Annotated in this window: 22 protein-coding genes and 1 rRNA gene; 12 read left to right on the top strand and 11 right to left on the bottom strand. The window is 32.9% G+C overall.

All coding sequences use genetic code 11. The features are described from left to right. Window positions 1-82: ribosomal RNA gene (rrf, locus tag AC1Q7N_RS07090) — 5S ribosomal RNA — on the top strand; the annotation flags it as partial. Between the two features lie 340 nt (window positions 83-422). On the opposite strand, the gene ilvA is transcribed toward rrf, so the two are convergent. The 9 genes from ilvA to ilvD all read right to left on the bottom strand — a co-directional run bounded on the left by ilvA (window position 423) and on the right by ilvD (window position 11061). After that, a complete protein-coding gene (gene ilvA, locus AC1Q7N_RS07085) occupies window positions 423-1691 on the bottom strand; it encodes a threonine ammonia-lyase IlvA (RefSeq protein WP_001830018.1) in 1269 nt (422 codons plus the stop codon). 14 nt (window positions 1692-1705) lie between these two features. Next, complete coding sequence (gene leuD / locus AC1Q7N_RS07080; RefSeq protein WP_002457053.1) at window positions 1706-2275, bottom strand: 3-isopropylmalate dehydratase small subunit; 570 nt, start codon at window positions 2273-2275, stop codon at window positions 1706-1708. Further along, window positions 2276-3646 carry a 3-isopropylmalate dehydratase large subunit gene (gene leuC / locus AC1Q7N_RS07075; protein WP_002457054.1) on the bottom strand — a complete coding sequence of 457 codons (1371 nt, stop codon included), beginning with the start codon at window positions 3644-3646 and terminating at the stop codon, window positions 2276-2278. Between the two features lie 15 nt (window positions 3647-3661). Then, window positions 3662-4705, bottom strand: coding sequence for a 3-isopropylmalate dehydrogenase (leuB, locus tag AC1Q7N_RS07070; protein WP_002457055.1), 1044 nt, complete (start codon window positions 4703-4705; stop codon window positions 3662-3664). Then, window positions 4702-6237 (bottom strand): 2-isopropylmalate synthase, encoded by a 1536-nt coding sequence (locus tag AC1Q7N_RS07065; protein WP_001830007.1) that lies wholly within the window; start codon window positions 6235-6237, stop codon window positions 4702-4704. The genes leuB and AC1Q7N_RS07065 overlap by 4 nt, the downstream gene beginning before the upstream one ends. 22 nt (window positions 6238-6259) lie before the next feature. Continuing rightward, window positions 6260-7264, bottom strand: a complete 1005-nt coding sequence (ilvC, locus tag AC1Q7N_RS07060; protein ID WP_001830020.1) for a ketol-acid reductoisomerase — start codon at window positions 7262-7264, stop codon at window positions 6260-6262. Between the two features lie 116 nt (window positions 7265-7380). Next, a complete protein-coding gene (locus AC1Q7N_RS07055) occupies window positions 7381-7614 on the bottom strand; it encodes an ACT domain-containing protein (protein ID WP_001830009.1) in 234 nt (77 codons plus the stop codon). Beyond that, window positions 7614-9338, bottom strand: a complete 1725-nt coding sequence (ilvB, locus tag AC1Q7N_RS07050; protein WP_233655105.1) for a biosynthetic-type acetolactate synthase large subunit — start codon at window positions 9336-9338, stop codon at window positions 7614-7616. Before ilvB ends, AC1Q7N_RS07055 begins: the two co-directional genes overlap by 1 nt. Before the next feature lie 34 nt (window positions 9339-9372). After that, on the bottom strand, window positions 9373-11061 hold the full coding sequence (gene ilvD / locus AC1Q7N_RS07045; protein ID WP_001830016.1) for a dihydroxy-acid dehydratase: 1689 nt from the start codon (window positions 11059-11061) through the stop codon (window positions 9373-9375). A gap of 478 nt (window positions 11062-11539) precedes the next feature. Between ilvD and tsaE the strand changes: the two genes are divergently transcribed. From tsaE to tsaD, 4 genes are read left to right on the top strand one after another with little or no spacing between them, the layout of a single operon-like run. After that, window positions 11540-12001, top strand: a complete 462-nt coding sequence (tsaE, locus tag AC1Q7N_RS07040; RefSeq protein WP_002455871.1) for a tRNA (adenosine(37)-N6)-threonylcarbamoyltransferase complex ATPase subunit type 1 TsaE — start codon at window positions 11540-11542, stop codon at window positions 11999-12001. Next, on the top strand, window positions 11982-12644 hold the full coding sequence (gene tsaB, locus AC1Q7N_RS07035) for a tRNA (adenosine(37)-N6)-threonylcarbamoyltransferase complex dimerization subunit type 1 TsaB (RefSeq protein WP_001832485.1): 663 nt from the start codon (window positions 11982-11984) through the stop codon (window positions 12642-12644). The genes tsaE and tsaB overlap by 20 nt, the downstream gene beginning before the upstream one ends. Further along, window positions 12617-13078: a ribosomal protein S18-alanine N-acetyltransferase gene (gene rimI / locus AC1Q7N_RS07030; protein WP_002494649.1), complete on the top strand. Its 462-nt coding sequence runs from the start codon at window positions 12617-12619 to the stop codon at window positions 13076-13078. The genes tsaB and rimI overlap by 28 nt, the downstream gene beginning before the upstream one ends. Further along, window positions 13075-14097 carry a tRNA (adenosine(37)-N6)-threonylcarbamoyltransferase complex transferase subunit TsaD gene (tsaD, locus tag AC1Q7N_RS07025; protein WP_001830015.1) on the top strand — a complete coding sequence of 341 codons (1023 nt, stop codon included), beginning with the start codon at window positions 13075-13077 and terminating at the stop codon, window positions 14095-14097. The genes rimI and tsaD overlap by 4 nt, the downstream gene beginning before the upstream one ends. Before the next feature lie 82 nt (window positions 14098-14179). Here the strand turns inward: tsaD and AC1Q7N_RS07020 are convergent, their stop codons facing one another. Then, window positions 14180-15796, bottom strand: coding sequence for a MutS-related protein (locus AC1Q7N_RS07020; protein ID WP_002494648.1), 1617 nt, complete (start codon window positions 15794-15796; stop codon window positions 14180-14182). Between the two features lie 341 nt (window positions 15797-16137). After that, window positions 16138-18072: an ABC-F family ATP-binding cassette domain-containing protein gene (locus AC1Q7N_RS07015; RefSeq protein WP_038399518.1), complete on the bottom strand. Its 1935-nt coding sequence runs from the start codon at window positions 18070-18072 to the stop codon at window positions 16138-16140. Between the two features lie 346 nt (window positions 18073-18418). Here AC1Q7N_RS07015 and AC1Q7N_RS07010 point away from each other — a divergent pair, with 346 nt between their 5' ends. The 7 genes from AC1Q7N_RS07010 to AC1Q7N_RS06980 all read left to right on the top strand — a co-directional run bounded on the left by AC1Q7N_RS07010 (window position 18419) and on the right by AC1Q7N_RS06980 (window position 25379). Continuing rightward, the gene (locus AC1Q7N_RS07010; RefSeq protein WP_002494647.1) at window positions 18419-19054 is read left to right on the top strand and encodes a redox-sensing transcriptional repressor Rex; all 636 of its coding nucleotides are present in this window, start codon (window positions 18419-18421) and stop codon (window positions 19052-19054) included. 138 nt (window positions 19055-19192) lie between these two features. Continuing rightward, a complete protein-coding gene (locus AC1Q7N_RS07005) occupies window positions 19193-19474 on the top strand; it encodes a PH domain-containing protein (protein ID WP_002494646.1) in 282 nt (93 codons plus the stop codon). A gap of 85 nt (window positions 19475-19559) precedes the next feature. Further along, the gene (locus AC1Q7N_RS07000) at window positions 19560-20612 is read left to right on the top strand and encodes a YeeE/YedE family protein (protein WP_032605586.1); all 1053 of its coding nucleotides are present in this window, start codon (window positions 19560-19562) and stop codon (window positions 20610-20612) included. Between the two features lie 51 nt (window positions 20613-20663). Further along, on the top strand, window positions 20664-20888 hold the full coding sequence (locus tag AC1Q7N_RS06995; RefSeq protein WP_001830019.1) for a sulfurtransferase TusA family protein: 225 nt from the start codon (window positions 20664-20666) through the stop codon (window positions 20886-20888). Window positions 20889-21307: 419 nt separating this feature from the next. Beyond that, a complete protein-coding gene (locus AC1Q7N_RS06990; RefSeq protein WP_002494644.1) occupies window positions 21308-22558 on the top strand; it encodes an ammonium transporter in 1251 nt (416 codons plus the stop codon). 135 nt (window positions 22559-22693) lie between these two features. After that, window positions 22694-23647, top strand: a complete 954-nt coding sequence (locus tag AC1Q7N_RS06985; RefSeq protein ID WP_002494643.1) for a LacI family DNA-binding transcriptional regulator — start codon at window positions 22694-22696, stop codon at window positions 23645-23647. Between the two features lie 259 nt (window positions 23648-23906). Further along, window positions 23907-25379, top strand: a complete 1473-nt coding sequence (locus AC1Q7N_RS06980) for a sucrose-6-phosphate hydrolase (RefSeq protein ID WP_002494642.1) — start codon at window positions 23907-23909, stop codon at window positions 25377-25379.

Below are 25379 nucleotides of genomic sequence, written 5' to 3'. Positions count from 1 at the left end.
CCCATGCCGAACACAGAAGTTAAGCTCCTTAGCGCCGATGGTAGTCGGACTGACGTTCCGCTAGAGTAGGACGTTGCTAGGCAAATATCGTATGGATGCGATGAGCCTAATCGAGACCGAAAGGTCTCTTTTTTTATACAAAATTAGTTTTAAAAAAGAAAGTGTTTGATATGAAAAAGTAAACATATCGAGGAATAGAAAGCGCTTGTAACTTATGAATTTGGGAGCGAGAGTAATGAAATTAGTCGAGCTACAAGGTTCAACAAGAGACGAAAATGAAACACAAGAGGGCGAGCGCTTATCTCAAGTGAAGAAAGTTTCTTAGCCGAGGGAACAAACTGGCATTCTAAAATAAGATACTAAAATGAAGACGACGAATTAATAATATATTCGTCGTCTTCGGATTTGGTTATAAAATTAACTTAAATAAGTAATGAATATAACATTTTATTTTCATTGATATAAATATTAGAAGGATCAAATTGACATACGCGATCTTTTAACTGAATGAGATCATCATGATGTTTCAGCTGTATACCTATAATAACAGTTCCAGTGTTTTGTGATGTTTTCTTTAAATATTCAAATTTTGTAATATCGTCTTGAGGTCCGAGGACATCATTGACAAATTCTCTTAAAGCACCAGGTCTTTGTGGGAAATTTAAAATAAAGTAATGTTTCATTTCTTCAAATAGAAGGGAACGCTCCTCAATTTCTTTCATTCGATTAATATCATTGTTGCCTCCACTTACTATGCATACAATAGTTTTATTTTCAATCTGCTTTTTATATTGTTCTAAGGCACTTACACTTAAAGCACCAGCTGGTTCAGCAACAATCGCTTGTTTAGAGTACATATCCAGAATTGTGGAGCAAACAGCTCCTTCGTCAACTTGAACATAATCATCCACTTTATCTTTCGCAATATCAAAGGTAATATCACCAACTCTTGCTACTGAAGCTCCATCAACAAACTTATCAATATTTTCTAAAGTAACTATACTATGGTTGATAACGACTGATTGATACATACTACTGGCACCGGTTGGTTCAACACCAATAATTTTAGTATGGGGGGAATGTGCTTTAAAATATGTGCTCACTCCTGAAATAAGACCGCCACCACCTATAGCAGCAAATACATAATCAAATGTTTTATCCTCTTTTTCAGCTTGATTTAATATTTCCTTAGCTAAAGTGCCTTGTCCTGCAATAGTATATACATTATTAAATGGGTCAATAAAATTCATTTTATGTTGCTTCGTATAGTTTAAAGCTTGTGCTAAGCAGTGATCAAATGTATCGCCAATTAATACTATTTCTACGTTACTATCCCCGAAGAATTTGACTTGATTGATTTTTTGTCGTGGTGTAGTTACTGGCATGAAAATAACAGCTTTTAAATTGAGTTTTTTGGCAGTATAAGCAACACCTTGAGCATGATTTCCAGCACTTGCGCAAGTAATACCTTTATTTTTTTCTTCATTGGATAATACTGAAATAGCATTATAAGCTCCTCTTAATTTAAAGGATCGTACCCACTGTAAATCTTCTCTTTTTAAATAAACATTACAATTATATTTTTGAGATAAGTAATGGTCGAATTGTAAGGGAGTTTCTTTTACTATATTTTTTAGACGTAAATATGCTTCATCTATATCTTTTGTCGAAACTTTAGTTCTTACTGTCACTGTCATTCACACCTTTAAAAAGTTTTTTCGTATTTTTCTATTAAATTTTCAAATTGTAAAGTAATAGCAATATCGTCTAAGCCATGGATTAATTTATTTTTCCAGGTTTCATCTATATCAAAATGAAAAGACTGAGACACCGTAGACACTGTTTGATTAGGTAAATCAACAGTTATTTCATCAAATTGAGCTAAATGTTCTCTTTCTTTCTGATTTAAACATATAGGTAACATTGCGTTTTTAGTACAATTCATGTAAAAGATGTCACTAAAACTTCCTGCAATAATAATGTTAAAACCATAATCTTTTAAGGCCCACGCTGCATGCTCACGGCTAGAACCACAACCAAAGTTATCTCCAGTAATTAGAATTGACGCACCATGATATTTTGGTTTATTAGGATTAAAATCAGGATTATCACTACCATCAGGTAAGTAACGCCATTCATCAAAAGCAAAAGGTCCAAAGCCTGATTTAGAGACCCGCTTAAGATGCACTTTGGGAATGATTTGGTCAGTATCTATATTGTCATAAAAAAGGGGGACAGTTTTTCCGGTATATATAGTGATTGGTTTGATTTCCAATTATACTACCACCTTTCTAACATCAATGAATTTACCATTAATCGCAGCAGCAGCAGCCATAGCAGGGGATACCAAATGTGTACGAGCGCCTTTGCCTTGTCTTCCTTCAAAATTGCGATTACTCGTGGATGCACAATGTACTCCTTCAGGAACTTGATCTGGATTCATACCTAAGCACATAGAACATCCTGGTTCACGCCACTCAAATCCAGCATCTTTAAATAATTTATCTAGTCCCAGAGCTTCAGCTTCCTTCTTAACAGTTCTTGAACCCGGAACCACAATAGCAGTAATATTTGGATGAACTTGTTGTCCTTTAATAATATGACTTGCTTCAATAAGATCAGATAATCTTGCATTCGTGCATGAACCTAAAAAAACATAACCTAATTTTATATCTTCGGCTTTTTGACCTGGGTGAAGTCCCATATAGTCATAAGCACGTTGGTCATTTGCATTTTTAATTTCTGGGAATGGATTACTAAAACTAACTCCCATTTCTGGGTTAGTTCCCCAAGTTACTTGAGGTTCTAAATTTGTTACATCAAGTTCAATAACTTTATCAAAATAGGCATCATCATCAGAATAAAGTTCTTTCCACCACGCCATAGAACTATCAAAATCAGTAGCATAAGGACGACCTTTTACGTAACTAAAGGTTGTTTCATCAGGTTGCATTAAACCATACTTTGCTCCTGCTTCAATAGCCATATTACAAATCGTCATACGTGCTTCCATGGATAAATTTTTTATAGTTTCTCCTGTAAATTCAAGAGCATAACCAGTACCGAAATCTACACCATATTGATTGATTAAATATAAAATAATGTCTTTAGCATAAACTCCAGCTGGTAAAGAACCATTTATATTAATTTTCAAATTTTTAGGTTTTGTTTGCCATAATGTTTGTGTGGCAAATACATGTTCAACCTCGCTTGTTCCTATCCCAAATGCGATAGCACCAAATGCGCCATGTGTAGCAGTATGTGAATCTCCACATACAATAGTTTTTCCTGGTTGAGTTAATCCAGTTTCTGGTCCAACCATATGCACAATACCTTGTTCGTCAGAACCCATATCAAAAATATGTACACCAAAGTCCTTAGCATTTTGTTGTAAAGTTGTAATTTGTTTATTAGCAATTTCATCTTTTATATTAAAAATATCAATTGTGGGAACGTTATGATCTAAAGTTGCAAAGGTTAGATCAGGTCTTCTAAGTTTACGATTTTGTATTCTAAGTCCTTCAAACGCTTGAGGAGAAGTGACTTCATGAATGAGATGTAAATCAATGTATAATAATTGTGGTTCACCTTCTTTTCCATGAAGCACATGTTTTTTCCATACTTTATCAAACAGTGTTTGACCCATAATTTTCTCCTCCTCTTATAGATATTTTTCTTTAAGCAATTTAAAAATTTCTGAAGTTCGATATTGTCCACCTAAATCTGCAGTTGTCTTATTAGATTGAATAAACGAGTAAACAATTGACTCAAGTTCGTTAGCAGCATCATTTTGATTTAAACTTTCTCTTAAGCAAAGTGCTAAAGATAGAACCATACCAAATGGATTCGCTTTATCTTCATTAGCTATATCTGGTGCTGAACCATGAATTGGTTCATAAAGACGTGTACCTGTTTGACCAAAACTAGCTGATGGAGAAAGACCTAGAGAGCCTGGTATAACAGATGCTTCATCACTTAAAATATCTCCGAAAAGATTCTCTGTTACAATCACATCAAATTTCGTAGGTTGGGTGATCAGATGCATGCTACAAGCATCAACTAGCATATGATTAACTTCTACTTCTGGATAATCCTTTTTTACATCGTTTACTATTTGTCGCCATAACTTACTAGAGGATAGAACGTTTTCCTTATCAACAGAAGTTAATTTTTTACGTCTATGATTTGCAAGATTAAAAGCGATTCTCACAATACGTTCAATTTCTTGACTTGAATATTTTAATGAGTCTAAAGCTTCGGTTTTTTTAACATAGCTTGGTTCACCAAAATAAATCCCGCTCGTTAATTCTCTTACTATAACTAAATCTGTGCCTTCTACAATATCTTGTTTTAGTGGTGAAAGATGACTAGCCCCTTTAGTTACAAATGTAGGTCGAATATTAGCAAATAAATTTAAGGATTTTCTCAGTTTTAACAAACCGTGTTCTGGACGATTATTTGGGTCTGTCCATTTAGGCCCTCCAATCGCGCCTAATAAAATAGCATCTGCATTTTTACATGATTGTAATGTTTCGTTAGTTAAAGGTGTACCATAATAATCTATTGAAACACCTCCAAAATGATGACTTTCCAAATGGTATTCAAAATGATATTTTTCACTTATTAATTTTAAAAGTTCTAATGTACCAGATAGAATCTCTGGTCCTATACCATCTCCAGGTAAGGCAACTATTTTATAACTCATGTACGTATACCTTCTTTCAACTCATATTCTGAAATATATTTAGCATGAGCATCGATATATGCTTTACATGAAGCTTTTAATATATCGTGGTCTATACCTATGCCTGTCACTTCAATATGATTAATAATGATTCGTACATGTACTTCTGCTTGAGCATCAGTACCTTCTGTTACAGAATCAATACGATAATCAATTAATTCTGCGTCTTTCTTGAAAATTCGGTCAACAGCATTATAAATTGCAACAATTGAACCCGTTCCAATACTTGAATCTTGTTTAACTTGTCCGTTTCTTTCCTTTATAACTACTACTGCACTTTGTAGACCTTTAGATACGTATTGAAGTTGTAAGTTATCAAGTTGAAAAATAGCATTGTGTTCATGTTCGGAGCCATGTATAATCGCATGAATATCTCTATCGGATACATTTTTTTTCTTATCGGCAATTTCTTTAAATTGTTTAAATAATGTAACTTGATCTTCCAATTTAATTTCATATCCCAGAGCTTTAAGCTTTTCGGCAAATGCATGTTTACCAGACAATTTACCTAGTGGCAATTCTGTTGTATTCACACCTACAAGTTGAGGTGTCATGATTTCATAGGTTTCACGATGTTTAAGGACACCGTCTTGGTGAATTCCGGATTCATGACTAAATGCATTTTGACCGACTATAGCTTTATTTCTAGGTACACGGATACCAGCATATCTTGAAATTAAGTCAGATGTTTTCTTAGTTTCTTCAAGGTTAATTTGAGATTCAAGACCATAGTGGTCCTTCCTTACATATAAAGCCAAAGCGACTTCTTCAAGTGAGGCATTTCCTGCTCTTTCACCAATACCGTTCACGGTACCTTCAATACGTCTAGCTCCACCTTCAATAGCTGCTAAACTATTAGCAACTGCCATTCCGAGATCATCATGACAATGTGCACTAAAGATAATTTTAGAATTTGACTTAACGGCCTGTGTTAATTGTTTAAAAATTTCGCCATACTCTGTAGGATAACTAAATCCAACTGTATCAGGGATGTTGATAATTGTGGCTCCTGCGTTAATCGCAGTTTGAACACATTCAATTAAAAATGGAATTTCAGTTCTTGTTGCATCCTCTGGAGAGAATTGTACGACTTCAAAAAATTGTTTTGCATAAGAAACGTGTTCTTTTATTGATGTTAAAACTTCATCTTGAGTCATTTTTAATTTATGTTCTAAATGAATAGGGGAGGTTGCAATGAATACATGTACTTGAGGTTTTACAGCTTCTTTAGTGGCTTCATATACAGCATCAATATCAGATTTTTTACATCTAGCTAAACCACACACTGCTGTTGTAGTCAAAGTTTTAGCTATAGCTTCTACTGATTTAAAGCTACCAGTACTAGAAGCAGGAAAACCTGCTTCTAGTACATCTACTCCCCATTTTTCTAGTTGCTTGGCAATTTTTAATCTTTCATCAAAAGTAAAATTGACTCCTGGCGTTTGTTCACCATCTCTAAGTGTTGTATCAAAAATTTGAATATGTTCTTCCATTAAAAACACCCCTCTACTGTTGTTATTTTTCAATACTTTTAGATTTAATGAATGGCATCATTTCTCTTAATTCACGTCCAACTTGTTCAATTTGATGACCATGTTGATCTTCACGTAATTGATAGAATTCTTTAAAGCCATTTTTGTTATCTTCAACAAATCTACGGCTAAAGTTACCATTTTGAATATCTTCAAGTACTTTTTTCATATTTTCTTTAACATTAGGTGTAATTACTCTTGGTCCAGAAACATAGTCGCCAAATTCAGCAGTGTTAGAGATAGAATAACGGACATTTTCCATTCCGCCTTCATACATTAAATCAACAATTAATTTCATTTCGTGTAAGACTTCAAAATAAGCTAATTCAGGTTGGTAACCTGCTTCCACAAGTGTTTCGAATCCACTCTGAATTAATTTGGAAACTCCTCCACAAAGTACAGCTTGTTCACCGAATAAATCTGTTTCAGTTTCTTCTTTAAATGTCGTTTCAATGACCCCGGCACGAGTAGCACCAATGCCTTTTGCGTAGCTTAAAGCAATGTTTCTAGCTTGGCCTGTAGCATCTTGTTGAACACCAAATAATGCTGGTACGGCACTTCCTTCAACAAATGTACGTCTAACTAAATGACCAGGTCCTTTAGGTGCTACTAAAAAGACATCGACATCACTAGGTGGTTCGATAACACTGAAATGGATATTAAAACCGTGTGCGAATGCTAAAGCATTTCCTTTTTCTAAATATGGTTTAATTTCCTTGTTATATACTTCACCTTGAATTTCATCAGGCAATAGTACCATCACTACATCTGCTTGTTGTGTTGCTTCACTTACCGTATAAACATCAAATCCATCTTCTTTAGCTTTATTAAATGATCGTCCTGGACGCAGGCCAATGACTACATCATAACCATTGTCCTTTAAATTTTGTGCATGTGCATGTCCTTGTGAGCCATAACCAATGACAGCAATTTTTTTACCTTGTAATGCATCCTGAGTTACTGTTTCGTCGTAATATACTTTTGTCATAATAAAATCCTCCAGTCATTTTATAGAAAGTTCTGAATTTTCAAAATAATTTATGCGTAAAAGGTGCATGATGTTAGTTATGTTTAGTTGATTTTTTAACTAGCGCATCAAAACGTTTATTCACTTTTAACACTTAGTACATTTACTTGTTGTGATAGTTTTTTAAGAACAATTTTAAAAGTATCATCATCTTTAATATTGACTTTAAGTTTCATATTAGAAATTCCTTCTTTGTCTGAATGTTTAACATGAAGTTCATCAATATTACATTGTAAGCGAACGAAGGCGCTAGTAATTCTGTTCAAAGTACTCACTTGATCAACTAATGTAAAATGAATTGTTCGTTCCATTAGTAACCCTCCATTTCATGATTTGATTTGCCACTAGGTACCATTGGATTAACTGGTTCTATAGGTGAGATTCTAACTTCAATGAGTGCCGGTCCATGATATGCAAATGCTTCATCAATTGAAGATTCTAATTTATCTGGAGAATCTATCAAGAATCCCTTAATACCATATGCTTCCGCCATTTTCATAAAATCAGGTTTATCGTTAAATACAGAATGAGAAAATCGTTTATTAAAGAATTTATCTTGCCATTGTTTTACCATACCTAAAGTTCCGTTATTAATAAGTACTATTTTGACATTAAGTCCATATTCTGGAAGTAAAGCCATTTCTTGGTTCGTCATTTGAAAACCGCCATCTCCTACAAAACATACAACTGTTTTCTCAGGTTCAGCTAATTGTGCTCCTATTGCTGATGGAATTCCAAATCCCATAGTACCTAAACCACCACTTGTTACCCATTGTCCATAATTTTTAAATGGATAGAATTGTGCTGTCCACATTTGGTGTTGGCCTACGTCAGTTGTAACAATTGCATTTCCATTGGTAACTTTGCCAATATATTCAATCGCTTTTTGTGGTTTGCAAAAGTTTTTATCATTTTCATCATATTTAAATGGATAGTTACTTTTGTTATTAATACAATAATCGTTCCATTCTTCGTGGGAGGATGTTAAAACTTGCTCATGGCATAAGTTCTCAAGCACAAGCTTGCAATCAGCGACTATACCTAAATCTGTATTAATAACTTTATTTATTTCAGAAGGGTCGATATCTACATGTACAACCTTTGCATTTGGTGCGAATGCATCAGGCTTACTTGCAAGACGATCATCGAATCTACTACCTAAATTGATAAGTAAATCACAATTTGTTAAAGCCATATTACTTGCATAAGATCCATGCATACCTCCCATACCTAAGAATAAAGGGTGATGATAAGGTACTGCTCCAAGTCCTAGGAGAGTTGTAACTGTAGGGATTTGATGTCTTGTCACAAATTCTGTTAATAAATGATTAGATTTAGAGTGATTAATACCAGCACCTGCAAGAATAAGAGGTTTCTTAGCTTCTTTAATCATATATATTAACTTATTAATATCCTCTTTATTTGGGTTACTATTAACTTCATAACCAGGAATATTAATATCTTTTGTAAGTTCAACATCAGTTTTAAGCACACCCATATCTTTAGGGAAATCAATCACTACAGGACCTTTTCTTCCAGTGTTCGCTAAATGAAAGGCTTCATGAACAATTCTTGGAATGTCTTCAATCTTTTTAACTTGATAATTGTGTTTTGTAATAGGTGTAGTCATCGAGAGTAAATCAGCTTCTTGGAAAGCATCTTTACCAATACCAGGTGTAGCAACTTGACCAGTAAAAACGACTAGTGGTAAAGAGTCGCTATATGCATCAGTAATACCTGTAATGGCATTTGTTGCACCGGGTCCACTTGTCACAACAACGACTCCTGTTTTACCAGAGACACGCGCATATCCTTCAGCAGCATGTGTAGCACCTTGTTCATGACGAGCAAGAATATGTTTGATTTTCCCGTCATAAAATGTATCGTATAAAGGTAAGACAGCTCCACCGGGATAACCGAAGATAAAATCTACATCTTCCTGCTGAAGTGCTTCAACTAATAATTGAGAACCACTGCGTGTTATTAAGGGTTGTGATTCCTTTGTTTGATGCACAGAAGGGTGAGGCGAAGCCATTGATTTTTGATTTGACATTTTAATCATCTCCTAATTAAATAAGGTTTTCCGGAACTTGCATAATACCTCCAGTATTAGCGCTTGTGACTAAACTAGTATATCTAGCTAAGTAGCCTGTTTTAACCTTTGCTCTGAATGGTTCAAGCTGATTTTTACGGCGATACAGTTCTTCTTCAGATTGATTGACGTTTAGAGTTCTATTGATTAAATCAATCGTAATTTTATCACCATCTCTTATTAAGCCAATGGGTCCACCTGAAGCGGCTTCAGGTGAAATATGTCCAACTGCAATACCTCTAGTTGCTCCCGAAAATCTACCGTCCGTAATTAATGCAACATCTTTACCTAATCCTCTGCCCACTATGGAAGACGTAGGGGCTAGCATTTCTGGCATTCCAGGACCTCCCTTAGGTCCCTCATATCTAATAACAACAACATGTCCTTCTCTTACTGTATGATTATCAATGGCTTCAACAGCTTCATCATGAGAGTTAAAACAAATTGCCTTTCCTGTAAATACTTTAATTGAAGGATCAACTCCACCGACCTTGATTACCGCTCCTTTAGGTGCGAGGTTTCCGAATAAAACAGATAATCCACCTTGTTTATCATAAGGGTTTTCAAGAGGATGAATAACATCAAAATTTTTGATGTTTTTACCTTCATTATTTTCTCTCAAGGTTTTACCCGTAACTGTTAATCTATCCGGATGTAAAGTACCATCCTTTTTCATCAATTCATTTATAATAGCTGGGACGCCACCTGCTTCATGAACATCGTGCATAGAATAAGAAGAACTAGGTGCAATTTTAGAAAGGTAAGGTGTTTTTTTAGCAATTTCATTAATACGTTCTAAATCGTAGTCAATACCTGCTTCATTTGCAATTGCAAGAGTATGAAGAACAGTATTAGTAGAACCTCCCATGGCCATATCAAGAGCAAAAGCATCATCAATTGCATCTTGTGTGATAATATCGCGAGGTTTAATATCATTTTTAATATTTTCAACCAACCTGAATGCAGCTTGTCTAATCATTTCACGACGTTGGTCACTCACAGCTAGAGCTGTACCATTATATGGTAGGGCTAAACCTAAAACTTCCATTAAACAGTTCATTGAGTTTGCGGTAAACATACCGGCGCACGAACCACATGTAGGACAAGCGTTTTGCTCCATGTCTAAAAATGCTTCTTTTGAGATTGTTCCTTCTTTAAAAGCTCCAACCGCTTCAAACATTGAAGATAATGTCAATGCCTTACCTTGAGCGGAAAGACCAGCTTTCATTGGGCCTCCTGAGCAAAAGATAGCTGGTACATTTGTTCTAACAGCTGCGAGTAACATTCCTGGCGTAATTTTATCGCAATTAGGAATGTAAAAAACACCATCAAACCAATGAGCGTTAATAACTGTTTCAGCTGCATCTGCGATAATTTCTCTTGAAGGTAAGGAATATCTCATGCCAATATGTCCCATAGCGATTCCATCGTCAACACCAATAGTATTAAATTCGAATGGGATAGCACCTGCTTCTCTAATAGCTTCCTTTGCGATGTCTGCTAATTCTCTTAAATGAACGTGCCCAGGAACAATATCAATATAAGAGTTACAAATTGCTACGAAAGGTTTATTCATATCTGTAGGTTGTTTAAGAGCGCCAGTCGCATGTAAAAGACTTCTTGCAGGAGCTTGGTGATCTCCTTTTTTGATCATATCACTTCGCATATATCGTTCCCCCATATAATTATTTAGAAAATAAAAAAACGTCCCAATGAATATTGGGACGTTATTAAGTCCCATCCAACTAGAAATAGGACTTAAACATTTAGAAGTTAAAACTTTTCTAAAGTTCGAGTCCTTACGAGTATAATAAAATGATAATAGCATGTTGAGTTGTTGGTAGGTCTAGCGTAGATAGATAAGTCATTTTATTATACTCCTTTCGTTGAATGGTCATTTATTCTTAATAGTTTGAATTGTTTTAAAATTTGATAAATTCAATTTACTACATGTGGTGAATTGTGTCAATAATAAATTTAGAATTTTCTAAAAATTTATAGAGGACAAGCTTAAATATTTTACGAAGAAATTTGAATTAAAATTTGTTACAATGAATAAGTTAATAAACCATGTAGAAATGTTTATATATCTTTAAATATAGAGATAATTTGATTTTAAATAATCATATATAGGAGAGTAAAAATTGATAACTATTCACAATTTAAATGAAATGGATAAATTTGCTCAAATACTTGTAAAACATTTAAGTGCTAAGGACTTGATTTTATTAAATGGTGACCTAGGAGCAGGGAAAACTACATTAACGCAATTTATAGGAAAAGCGTTAGGTGTTAAAAGAACGATAAACTCACCAACATTTAATATAATCAAATCTTATACAGGTTCAAGCATACGATTACATCATATGGACTGTTATCGACTTGAAGGTGAGGAAGATGATTTAGGTTTCGATGAATATTTTGAAGACAATGCTATCATAGTTATAGAGTGGAGTAAATTTATCAAAGATTTCCTTCCTCCTAATCACTTAACTATTAATATAAGTGTCAAAGATGCGAATGAGAGACAAGTATCCATTGAAACACATGGGCAACATTATGCATTAGTAAAGGAGGCAATTTTGAATGAACTATCTTCTAATTGATACGTCAAACCAACCTTTATCAGTAGCTATTATGAAAGATAATGAAGTGATTGCTGAAAAAACAACTGATATCAAAAAGAATCATTCAGTGCAACTCATGCCCGAAATAGCAGAAATTCTTACAGAAAGTAAAATAAATAAAACAGAAATAACTGATATCGTGGTAGCGGAAGGTCCAGGTTCATATACCGGTCTTAGAATAGGGGTTACTGTTGCTAAAACATTAGCGTATGCATTAAACACTAACTTATATGGTGTCTCATCACTTAAAGCACTTGCTAGCACAGTAAAAGACAGTACGAAGTTGTTAGTACCCATTTTTGATGCTAGAAGAGAAGCAGTTTATGCAGGTGTTTATCAATATCAGGACAATGAATTAATAACCATTATTGATGACACTTATATACCTATTTTTGAACTTATTGAAAAACTTCATCAATTAAACCAACCTTATGTGTTTGTAGGATTTCATATCGAAAAAATAAAACATTTATTAGACAGTGACATCGTAGAACAGTTACCACAAGCTTCAAGTATGAAGCAATTAATCCAAAAACCAGAAAATATACATTCATTTACTCCTAAATATCATAAATTATCAGAGGCGGAACGAAATTGGTTAAACCAACAAGAGAACAATTGAATATTAGGAAAATGAGTGTGGAAGATGTTCCTAAAGTTTTTGATATAGAAAGAAATAGTTTCTCACGCAGTTCGTGGTCAATTGATGCATTTTATCATGAAATAGAAAACAACGAATTTGCTACATATTTTGTTATAGAATTTAGTGACAAAATAATTGGATATGTTGGTTTATGGTTAGTCGTTGATCAAGCACAAATTACAACGATAGCTATATCAAAGGCATTTAGAGGCTATGGTCTTGGGCAACTTTTACTTAAATATGCAATGAACTATGCACGCTTTTCTTGTGATGTGATGAGTTTAGAAGTAAGAATAGATAATGATGTTGCACAACATGTTTATAGGAATTTGGGATTCCAAAATGGTGGCAAAAGAAAGAATTATTATGGAGAAGGCGAGGACGCATTAGTCATGTGGGTGAATTTGAAATGACAAATAATAAATTAATCTTAGCAATTGAAACAAGTTGTGATGAAACGAGTGTAAGTGTAATAAAGAATGGCACTGAACTTTTATCTAATACTGTTTTAAGTCAAATAGATAGTCACAAACGTTTTGGTGGTGTTGTACCTGAAGTTGCTAGTAGACATCATGTTGAAGGAATAACAGCAACTATAGATGAATCGTTAGTGAGTGCAAAAGTGAAAATGGAAGACATTGACGCTATTGCAGTAACACAAGGCCCAGGATTAATAGGAGCTTTATTAATTGGTATTAATGCGGCTAAAGCTTTGGCATTTGCTTATGATAAGCCTATTATTCCAGTACATCATATTGCTGGTCATATTTATGCTAATCACTTAGAACAACCATTAACATTTCCACTAATGTCATTGATTGTATCTGGTGGTCATACTGAACTAGTATATATGAAAAATCATTTAGATTTCGAAGTGATTGGTGAAACGAGAGATGATGCAGTAGGAGAAGCTTATGATAAAGTTGCTCGAACAATCAATCTTCCTTATCCTGGTGGACCGCATATTGATCGATTAGCAGCTAAAGGTAAAGATGTATATGATTTTCCAAGAGTTTGGCTCGAAAAAGATAGTTATGATTTTAGTTTTAGTGGTCTTAAAAGTGCTGTAATAAATAAACTGCATAATTTAAGACAGAAAAATATTGAAATTGTAGCTGAAGATGTTGCAACGAGTTTTCAAAATAGTGTTGTAGAAGTTTTAACCTATAAAGCTATTCATGCTTGTAAAACTTATAATGTTAATCGCTTAATTGTTGCAGGTGGTGTTGCTAGTAATAAAGGATTAAGAAATGCACTAAGTGAAGCATGTAAAAAAGAGGGTATACACCTTACTATTCCAAGTCCTGTTCTTTGCACTGATAATGCAGCGATGATTGGTGCTGCTGGATATTATTTATATCAAGCTGGTTTGCGTGGCGATTTAGCTTTAAATGGACAAAATAATATTGATATTGAAACTTTTTCTGTTTAAATAATATTTCAAAGCGCCTATCTAAGAGTAACTACTTTAAGATAGGCGCTTAACTTTTTTATAAATATTAAACTAATTAATTCTAGAGGTTTCGAATATTTTGTTGAGCACGCTGATAAATATCGATAGGAAACTGCGTAATGCGTAGTAATTCAATTGCATTACGTGTATTGGCTTTACCAGGTTTAATTTTGTAATCGAAAAATATGCTATTTTCTTGAATAGATTCATTAAAATGATAATTATTATATGTATTTTCTAATAATGTTGATAGTTCAACATCATGTGTCGCAGCGATAACCTGATATGCTTTTTGATTATCTAAATACGATAATACTGATTCAGAAGCCGCAATACGTTCAGTTGTATTCGTTCCTTTAAAAATTTCATCTATAAAACAATATATCTTATTGCACTGATGAGTGTTAAATAATCTACGAATAGACTTAAGTTCTGACATGAAATAACTGTCACCACTTAAAACGTCATCCGCATTTGCCATTGATGTCATTACATAGCCAGGTTGATAAATAAATGAGTGAGCTGTTGCAGTTTGTATCGATTGAGCTAAAATCAAATTTAGTGCAACTGCTTTCATAAATGTAGATTTTCCTGATGCATTAGAGCCTGTGAGTAATATATGATTTGAAATGTCAATTGTGTTAGCAATCGCATTTTCTTCATCTAGTAGAGGATGAATGATTGATTTCATTTGAAGACCATTAATATTGTGATTGATTTTAGGATAACAATAATGTGTCAAAGTATGTTGATACATAGCTATAGAGTAATGATTATCTAATATGCTTATATAGTCATAACATGCCATAACTTCTTCTTGATACTTAAAGTAGCTGCGTTGTATTAAATGAAATAAAACATAATCTATCATGAATACTAATTTAATAAACATGATTATGCTACTCGCCATATCTTGTGATTCTACTCTAGCTAATAAACCACTAAAACGGCGTGAAGCTTTAAAATGAGTAAAATCAACACTTATCGCGGGCGTGCTCTCAATCTTACTTAAAGCTTGACTTTGCTTTATAACATTAGCAGTATAAAAAATTGATTTTAAATCTTGGTCATAAGATTTTTTTAGTTTGAAAGATAATATTGCATTTAAAATCATAAAAGTAAGACATATTAATATACCTTTTGAAGGAATTAAAAAAATGAATGCGAACCCGATAAATGGTAACAACGGACAAAACATTAATAAAATATTTCGCTTAGTGGGTAACATTTGATCTGGAAACAAAGGGTATACATTTTTACCAATTTTAGAAAGAATGTAAGATACATTTAAACGAAATACTTTATTTTCTTTAAACATGTTTATCAATGAGGTTTGATTTACCTTAAACATACCTCTTAAAGTTGCATATAGTCGCATTTCACCAATTGCAGTGAAATTAAAATTAATTTTATGAAATAACGTATCCATATTTAGGTCTGACCAAGTCTTATCGTCGATAAATGACTGCTCATTGTAATGATCGCGGTAAGCGTGATATTGGGCATCGAATCGTGAATTAGGACGTATAAAACTTTCTAATTTTAATTTGTTATCCCATAAAGTATTTATTTTAGCAATCTGTTTACGCCTCTCTATAATAGAGATAATTACATTTACAAGTGTAATTAGGATGATGAAAGTTAATATAATCAGTACTAAAGTTTGATTGTTCGTCATGAAGTTTAGTTCTCCTTTTTCTTTCTTAATGAATTATTTCATAAATGAATAACGTAAACAATTGAAAATAGAAAATAAGTTGTCAATAGGGAACGTGCGTACTTATCAACAAAATGTGAGTAAGTTGTGGGTAAGTAGTGAAGTTGTTTGTGGATATGTAAATAAATAAGTAAAATTAAAAAAGAAAAAGTGTTAATTTACTTGTGGATAAGTAGGATAACTCTGTGGATAGTGATTATGAAAGTAATTCAAGCTGTTAATAATATTTGTGTAAAAAAATACTAAAAGACACCGAAAAGTCATATATTCAACTTTCAGGTGTCTTGTCATTATGTTGGAAATTAGAGCTTTTCTTGTAATTTTTCCCATTCCAACATTATTTGTTCTAATTTTTGTTCGGTATCGGATTTTTGATTGGCAAATTTACTAGCTTTTAGAGGATCGTTAAATACTTCAGGTTGTGTTAACTGTTCGTCGATATGTGATATTTGTGCTTCTAATTCTTCGATTTGTCTTTCACAATGTTCAATTTGTCTTTCTAATTTACGTTGTTGTCTTTTTTGTTGCTTTTGACTGATATAGGTTGAAGTATTTGCGTCTTGATTTATCTCTTTATTTTCAAAATTATTTTGAGTTATTGTTTCATGTGCTTTGATAGCTGCAGCTTCTTCAGTTTTCTCAATATAATACTGATAATCTCCCAAATACATTTGGCCACCATTAATGTTTAAATCAAAAACTTTATTTGCAAGTTGGTTAATAAAATAACGATCATGTGATACAAAAATAATTGTGCCTTCAAAATCTTTCAATGCTTGTTCAAGCATTTCTTTAGAATCAATATCTAAATGGTTAGTCGGTTCATCTAAGATAAGAACATTATCACGTTGTAACATTAAAAGTGCTAATTGTAATCGTGCCTTTTCACCGCCGGATAAGTCATTGATAATTTTTTTTACGTCTTCTTGAACGAACAAGAAACGCCCTAATACTGCACGTACATCTTTTTCATTCATGTGTGGATATTGATCCCAAACATAATCGAGAATGGTTTTATTTGATTTAAATTCAGCTTGTTTTTGATCATAGTAACCAATTTGTAAATTAGCACCAAAGATAATTTGACCACCTAGTTTATGTTGTTTTTCAGCAATTGTTTTTATCAATGTTGTTTTACCAACACCATTTGGACCAATGATAGCTATATGATCCCCTTTAAAGACTTCGAGGTTTATAGGTAGTGTAATAGGTGAGTCGTAACCAATTTTTAAATCATGAATGTGCATCACATCATTACCAGTATTACGGTCGAAGCCAAATTGTATATTTGCACTTCTAGCATCTATCATAGGTTTATCAATACGTTCCATTTTTTCCAATGTTTTACGTCTACTCTTAGCCATGCCGCTTGTAGATGCACGAGTAATATTTTTTTCTACAAAGGTTTCTAAACGCTTGATTTCTTCTTGTTGCTTTTCAAATTCTTGCATGCGTTTTTCGTAATACTGATTACGTTGCTTTATAAATTGCTCATAGTTTCCTACATAGTGTTTTACATTTCCTAGAGCAACATCATAAACTTGAGTTACAATTTTATCTAAAAAATATCTATCATGACTGATAATCACAATTGCTCCTTTAAAGTACTTTAAGTAATCCTCTAACCACTTGGTTGTTTCCATGTCTAGATGGTTAGTTGGTTCATCAAGAAGGAGTAAATCGGGTTCTTTAAGTAACATTTGAGCAAGAGAAAGACGTGTTTTTTGACCACCACTAAAATCATTAATAGGCTTGTTGAAATCGCTTTCTGTAAAGTTAAGCCCGTGCAGGACTGTTTTAATTTTACTTTCATATTGATAACCATCTAATTGCTCATAACGATTCGTTAAAGTTTCATATTTTTCAATATGTGATTGATATTCATCGGACTCATAATCTTGTCCATTTCGTGCAAGCCAATCGGTTTCATCCTTAATTAAATTTTCAATTTTCTTTATATGTTCAAAAGGCTTAGACATTTCTTCAAAGACAGTAGCTTCTGAATTGAGAGTCATTTGCTGAGTTAAATAACTCATTGTTAAATTTTTGATTTTTGATATTTGACCACTATCGTAATTTTCCACACCTGCTATGATTTTCATTAATGTCGATTTACCAGCTCCATTACGACCTACTACGCCGATTCTTTCGCCAGTTTTCACCTCAAAATTAACATCTGTGAAGATATCTTCACCATCGAACGATTTGGAGATGTCATTAAGTTGTAAAAGTATCATTCGATTCTCACCTTTCTATGTATTTGAAATAGGTTTAAACTATATATAAAGTATTTGTTTTTGAATATTTAAATTTTTGTTAATTCTATATTATCGAATTTTAAATAGAAAAATAAATTGCGTACGTTATCTTGAAATGATGTTAAACTCAATTACTTCTATTCTACAGTATTCATAGAACACATGAAACTAGGATATTTATTTTTAAAAATTAATAATGTATAATGTTTAAGTATTCGTTGTATACAATTATTTGTATTATGAGATGACATTCAACATATGTTTTAACTCATTTACTGATTTTAATGATACATGCATAATATACGCGAAAAAGGGGGTTAGATATATGCCAGATGATTTTAAAATTCCTCGCGCTACGTTAAAACGTCTACCTTTATATTACCGATTTGTCAGTATTTTGAAAGGTAAAGGTATAGATCGTGTTAATTCTAAAACAATAAGTGAAGCACTACAAATTGATTCAGCTACAATAAGAAGAGACTTTTCATACTTTGGTGAATTAGGAAAAAAAGGATATGGATATAATATAGATAGTATGCTTGAATTCTTTAAATCAGAATTAAGTGAGAGCGATCAAATTAAAATTGCCATTATAGGTATCGGTAATTTAGGGCGTGCATTACTTACATATAACTTTTCAATACATGATGAGATGACAATTACTGAAGCTTTTGATATTAGACCAGATATTATAGGTGAGAATATCGGTGACGTTGTGGTAAAACATAGCGATGATATCAAAGCGACATTAGAATCAGAAGTTATTGATGTAGTCATTTTAACAACACCAGATAATGTGGCACAACAAGTAGCTGATGAACTTGTTAAAGCCGGTGTTAAAGGTATACTAAACTTTACGCCACGTCGAATTAAAACACCTCAAGATGTTCAAGTACATCATATTGATTTTGGTATAGAGTTACAATCATTATTGTTCTTCATGAAAAATTATAGTAAATAATTAATAAAAATCACTTTAACATAGTACTCTCAAGTGAGAGTGCTTTTTTTTAATTAAACAGTTACAATAGATTATAAATACGAAACTTTTTAACAAAAATTGTAAGTTGAAATTTATTGTAATGGGAGATTGAAACAAATGACTCAAGAAATAAATTGTAATTTCAAATCACATATTCCCAGAATAATGACAGTTCCCGGTATATTGTTAATACATGAAAATAAGTTGGAGTTTAAGGCATATAGTCAAAACAATAATCCATTCAATATTCAATTCGAACTCTCTAGCATTGTGCGGTATAGAATATCGAAAGGGTTATTAGGAAATAAATTGTTTATTTATTATTCTGATCAGGAGTGGTATAAATTTAGTAACTTATCTAAGAGTAACTTAAACAAACTCACAAAATATTTATATTAAAACATAAGAAATAAAATTAAGAATTTGCAAAATATAGTCCTTTCTACTATAATACCTTAGTATTTATATCGGAAAAGGTGATAAAATGGTGTGGACAATTATAAGCGGATTAGTCGTTGGCATATTGCTAGGATTTGTAATGCAGAGAACAAGATTTTGTTTAGCTGGTGGATTTAGAGATATGTACGTTCAAAAGAGTAACAAAATGTTTTATGCATTGCTTATTGCTATTACTGTCCAAAGTATTGGTTTACTTATTCTAAAGAACTTAAATATTATAGAGGTTCCAACAGAAACATTTCCAGTTATAGGAACTATTTTGGGATCCTTCGTTTTTGGAATAGGGATAGTATTAGCTGGAGGATGCGCGACAGGAACTTGGTATAGGGCTGGTGAAGGGTTAATTGGAAGTTGGGTGGCATTAATATTTTATGCATTGACTTCAGCCGTAACTAAAACTGGGGTACTTCTTCCAATAATGAATCAAATAAATAAACCGACGCAAGTCAGCACAAGTATGACGAGTACAACAGGTATACCACAATGGATTCTCGTCATGTTATTAACTGTAATTACAATATTTTTAGTTGTGAAAACAATTCGAAAACCTAAAATAATGGTGCCCCAACTTAAACAAAAATATAGTGGTATTAGACATTACCTATTTGAAAAAAGATATCATCCATTTGTTGCTGGCATTGCAATAGGTTTTATTGCTCTACTTGCTTGGCCTATGAGTGAATCTACTGGGAGAATGGGTGGCTTAGGTATAACAACACCTTCTGCAAATCTTGTAAATTATCTTATTTCAGGAGATTTAAAATTTATTGATTGGGGTGTGCTTTTGGTACTAGGTATATTCATAGGTTCTTATATAGCTGCAAAAGGGTCTAAAGAGTTTAGATGGAGATTGCCAGATATTAAGACAATTCGCAATAGTGCGCTTGGTGGCATATTTATGGGATTTGGTGCTTCAGTTGCAGGTGGTTGCTCTATCGGTAATGGTTTAGTAGAAACAGCTACAATGAGTTGGCAAGGATGGATTGCTTTAGCCTCTATGATTATTGGTGTTTGGTTTATGAGTTATTTTATTTTTGTAAAACCTATGAAAAAGTTACAACAAGTATCTCAAAGCTAAGATTGGTTATTCTAATGTGACATTAGATAAAATGAATGAGGAGGTATATCAATGGTATACGAATTAGGAACAGTAGGGATGGTTTGTCCATTTCCTTTAATAGAAGCACAAAAGAAAATGAATGAATTAAATCAAGGGGATGAATTGAAAATCGATTTCGATTGCACCCAGGCTACCGAAGCATTACCTAATTGGGCTGCAGAAAATGGATATCCAGTTACAAACTATGAGCAACTTGATGATGCATCATGGACGATTACTATTCAAAAGGCATAAAAACTTATAATTATAAAGTTGATAAAAAGATTTTTTAAGGATAGAAAATTAAGCAAATTTAATTATAGATTAGATTGACGAGAAAAAAGTTAAATTAAGTAGACATTAGCTATATCGTTGAAAGAAAGAGTTAAACTTGAAGACTGTTTTTAATTTAATGAAATTCGTTAGTATAATTATGATAGCCTGAGACAACAATCATTGTCCCAGGCTTATTTATTATTGTAGTGAGATAACTAAATCAAGATTATCTTTTTATTATACTCACTACTAACATGGTGTAACGAAAGTAATATGTTTTTTGTACTACGCTTATATATACAATGTAACTTAAAGTGACATACTGTGTAACATGACCTTACCTAATTTTGCTTTTTAAAAAAACACTCATTATGATGTTTTTAAAGGAAGTGGTAAGTATGAATATGAATGATACAATATTTCTATTTTTATGTACTCTATTAGTATGGTTAATGACACCAGGTTTAAGCCTTTTTTATGGGGGACTCGTACAATCAAAAAATGCTTTAAATACTGTAATGCAAAGTATGGTTGCCATTGTCATTGTCACATTTGTATGGATAATAATTGGTTTCTCTTTAAGTTTTGATGGAGGAAATCAATGGATAGGTGGTTTGAAGTTTTTGGGTCTTCATCATGTTGGTTTTGAAACTTCAAAAACTTTGAGTCCTCATATACCTCTCTCATTATTTATGTTGTTTCAAATGATGTTTTGTACAATTGCGGTATCTATTTTATCAGGTTCGATAGCCGAGAAAATGAGATTCATTCCTTATCTGATTTTTGTTAGTTTATGGGTTCTATTAATTTATAGCCCTGTTGCCCATTGGGTTTGGGGTGGTGGTTGGATTAGTAAAATTGGAGCAATAGATTATGCAGGTGGAACAATAGTTCATATAACATCAGGCGTATCTGGTTTAGTTCTTGGGATAATGATAGGTATAGGTAAGAAGAAAGAAAAACATACTCCCCATAATCTATTAATTACGCTTATAGGTGGTATATTAGTATGGTTAGGATGGTATGGATTTAATGTAGGCAGTGCATTTACATTCGATCACATAGCCATGATATCGTTTGTTAACACAGTTATTGGTGCAAGTGCAGGTGCTTTTGGTTGGTTAATCTTTGAATATATCTTGAAAAAGACTACAAGTTTACTAGGTCTTTTATCTGGAGCACTCTCTGGTCTTGTCGCTATTACACCAGCAGCAGGATACGTCAGTTATATGAGTGCTATGATTATTGCAATAATTGGTGGCATATGTTGCTATATCGTTATAAATTTAATTAAAGTAAAACTCCAATATAATGATGCACTTGATGCATTTGGTATTCATGGTGTAGGTGGTATCTTAGGAGCTGTGTTTACAGGAGTTTTTCAATCACATCAAATTAATAATGCGGTGCAGAATGGTTTTATCTATACAGCTGATTTTAAAATAGTAGTGATTCAACTTGGCGCGGCAATTGCAACTGTCGTTTTTAGCGCAATAGTTACATTTTTGATTGCTAGATTTATTAAAATTTTTACTCCTTTAGCTACAACTCAAGAAGAAGATAAAACAGGTCTTGATGCTATAGTACACGGTGAGAAAGCATATTTCTATGGAGAGCTAAATAAGTTTAATCGTCATATCAAGTTTTAAAATTTATATAAATGATAATCACCTAACACGTCAATTTATTTAATCGTATTTTAAACAATGATTTCAACTATTTAAAGCGTTGGTTCATATGGTAAAATAAAAAGGAATGATTGATGACGTGATAGGTGATTTTTTATGAAAAATATATCAGATATAGCAAAATTAGCTGGAGTATCGAAAAGTACTGTTTCACGCTTTTTAAATAATGGATCTGTGAGTCCAGCAACGAAAGAAAAAATAACTAAAATAATAGAAGAAAATAATTATCAGCCAAATCAATTTGCACAAAGCTTAAGAGCTCGACGTACCAATTTGATTGGAGCAATTATTCCGCGTATGAATTCATACGCTGTTGACGAAACGATTAAGGGTTTGGTACACCAATGTAATCAACATCGATATCAGTTATTATTAAATTACACAGGATTAGAAATAGATGGTGAAATTTCGGCACTAAAAACATTATCACGTAGTAAAGTTGATGGAATCGTGCTAATGGCAACACGTATTACTGAAGCGCATATTGAAGTCATTGAGAAAATTGATGTTCCTGTCATTATAGTAGGACAAGAACACGACCGATTATATAGTATATATCACGATGATTATGAAGCTGGATATAAAATTGGAGTACTCATTGGTGAAAAAGGTTGTCGAAATGTACATTTCTTTGGCGTTAGTGAAGAAGATATTGCAGTTGGTATTCAACGTAAGCTGGGAGTTATTCAAGCGCTGAAGGACTATCGCATAAGTCCGAAAATTTATGAAACAACATTTAAGCATGAACAAGCTTTTAAAGATGTAAGTCAGCAACTTGAAAGAGTACGTGATGCTGATGCGATAGTTGGAGCAACTGATACCATTGCTTTTGCAATCCATAAATATTGCTCTGATCATCAACAAAGGTTTTACAATTGTTCAATATATGGATTTGGTGGAGACCCTATGACTCAAATAGTATCGCCTGTCATTCAAACGGTTAGCTATAATTACTTTGAAGCAGGAGAGCAAGCATTAAAAGAAATTAACCAACTATTAAAAGGTGAACAAACAACATTAAAAATAAAAATTCCTATCAAATTGAATTAACATGCATAGAAATCTTGTTTTAGTTAAAATGGAACCGATACCACATATAATGATAATTGCTAATCAAATTGGTATAATTATTGAGAAAGCATAGTTGAATGAAATAATTAATTAAATATTGACAGGTATCAATTGGATATTAATAAGCATGAATTTAAACATGTCAAAAAGTGACATTATTAACATATTTCTCTAAATCAATATGTTAAAATAATAGAGTTATTAATATATAAATAGTTGTAGTAGGAGGTAGAACATAGTGGAGTGGACTCGTGAAGAGAGATACCAACGTATTGAGGATGTTGATGAAACATATCTTGAGCAACTGAAACACCAAGTGGATACATCTTTATATAGACAAACATTTCATATCCAACCTGAAATGGGTTTATTGAATGATCCAAACGGACTCATTTATTATGAAGGATACTACTATATTTCACATCAATGGTTTCCGTTAGGTGCTGTGCACGGTTTAAAATATTGGTTTAATTATAAAAGCAAAGATTTATTACATTTTGAACCTCAAGGAACACTTCTTAAACCTGATACTAAGTATGATAGTCATGGCGTATACAGTGGAAGTGCTTTTGAATATCAAAATCATCTTTATTATATGTATACAGGCAATCATCGTGACCAACATTGGAATAGAATTTCCAGTCAAATGATTGCCAGAATGAACAAAGACGGAAAAATAGAGAAGTTTCCTAAACCTGTGATTCATGGACAACCTGAAGGGTATACAAGTCATTTCAGGGATCCAAAGGTATTTGAAAAAAATAGTCAACTGTACGCTATTCTAGGTGCTCAAAATGAAAATGAGATGGGGCGTTTACTTTTATATCGTAGTCAAGATGTTGTTGATTGGCATTTTGAAGGTGAGATTAAAACTAATCTGACACAATTTGGTTATATGTGGGAGTGTCCTGATTATTTTAGACTAGGCAATAAAGATGTCATACTCATGTGTCCACAAGGCGTTGAAGCTGAAGGAGATAAATATAGAAATATTTATCAATCAGGGTATATGATAGGAGATTTAAACTTTAATAATCTATTTTTCGACCATGAAAGTTTTCAAGAATTGGATAATGGTTTTGATTTCTACGCGCCACAAACGTTTGTTGATGCAGACGGGCAACGCATTTTAATTGGATGGATGGGACTACCAGATACAGACTATCCTACAGATAAAGAGGGGTGGGCACATTGCCTTACTATTCCTCGAGTGCTTACCATTGAAAATGGAAAACTTAAGCAGCGACCTTTTAAGCAGTTAGAAGATTTAAGAACTAATAAAGAAACAGCTTTGGGATATGCTAATAAATTTAAACGTAAATTACATCCATATGAAGGTAAACAGTATGAGATGATTATAGATATATTAGAAAATGATGCTTCAGAAATATATTTTGAATTGCGTAGCTCTCGATCTGAATCTACACTGATTACTTATAATAAACACGAAAATAAACTCACTTTAGATCGTACCGATAGTGGGACACTACCATCAAATTTCGATGGAACAACGCGTTCTACCATTTTAGATTCACCATTAAAACAGTTACAAATTTTTGTGGATACATCTAGTATCGAAATATTCTGTAATGATGGTGAGCGTGTTTTAACCTCACGTATTTTCCCAAATGAGGATGCTACAGGTATAAAAGCTTCGACTGAATCTGGTCAAGTATATTTAAAATTCACTAAATATGAATTAAAAGGGTGA

This window comes from Staphylococcus sp. GW823-FHT05F06, assembly GCF_058795495.1.
Note: the sequence above shows the minus strand (reverse complement) of the source record. Positions and strands in the feature narration are given on the sequence as shown.

Coding starts and splice junctions, on each gene's coding strand:
- leuC (WP_002457054.1), bottom strand. CDS start 3,646: ATGGGTCAAACACTGTTTGATAAAGTATGGAAAAAACATGTGCTTCAT.
- leuB (WP_002457055.1), bottom strand. CDS start 4,705: ATGAGTTATAAAATAGTTGCCTTACCTGGAGATGGTATAGGACCAGAG.
- AC1Q7N_RS07065 (WP_001830007.1), bottom strand. CDS start 6,237: ATGGAAGAACATATTCAAATTTTTGATACAACACTTAGAGATGGTGAA.
- ilvC (WP_001830020.1), bottom strand. CDS start 7,264: ATGACAAAAGTATATTACGACGAAACAGTAACTCAGGATGCATTACAA.
- AC1Q7N_RS07055 (WP_001830009.1), bottom strand. CDS start 7,614: ATGGAACGAACAATTCATTTTACATTAGTTGATCAAGTGAGTACTTTG.
- ilvB (WP_233655105.1), bottom strand. CDS start 9,338: ATGGCTTCGCCTCACCCTTCTGTGCATCAAACAAAGGAATCACAACCC.
- ilvD (WP_001830016.1), bottom strand. CDS start 11,061: ATGCGAAGTGATATGATCAAAAAAGGAGATCACCAAGCTCCTGCAAGA.
- tsaB (WP_001832485.1), top strand. CDS start 11,982: ATGAACTATCTTCTAATTGATACGTCAAACCAACCTTTATCAGTAGCT.
- tsaD (WP_001830015.1), top strand. CDS start 13,075: ATGACAAATAATAAATTAATCTTAGCAATTGAAACAAGTTGTGATGAA.
- AC1Q7N_RS07020 (WP_002494648.1), bottom strand. CDS start 15,796: ATGACGAACAATCAAACTTTAGTACTGATTATATTAACTTTCATCATC.
- AC1Q7N_RS07015 (WP_038399518.1), bottom strand. CDS start 18,072: ATGATACTTTTACAACTTAATGACATCTCCAAATCGTTCGATGGTGAA.
- AC1Q7N_RS07010 (WP_002494647.1), top strand. CDS start 18,419: ATGCCAGATGATTTTAAAATTCCTCGCGCTACGTTAAAACGTCTACCT.
- AC1Q7N_RS07005 (WP_002494646.1), top strand. CDS start 19,193: ATGACTCAAGAAATAAATTGTAATTTCAAATCACATATTCCCAGAATA.
- AC1Q7N_RS07000 (WP_032605586.1), top strand. CDS start 19,560: ATGGTGTGGACAATTATAAGCGGATTAGTCGTTGGCATATTGCTAGGA.
- AC1Q7N_RS06995 (WP_001830019.1), top strand. CDS start 20,664: ATGGTATACGAATTAGGAACAGTAGGGATGGTTTGTCCATTTCCTTTA.
- AC1Q7N_RS06990 (WP_002494644.1), top strand. CDS start 21,308: ATGAATATGAATGATACAATATTTCTATTTTTATGTACTCTATTAGTA.
- AC1Q7N_RS06985 (WP_002494643.1), top strand. CDS start 22,694: ATGAAAAATATATCAGATATAGCAAAATTAGCTGGAGTATCGAAAAGT.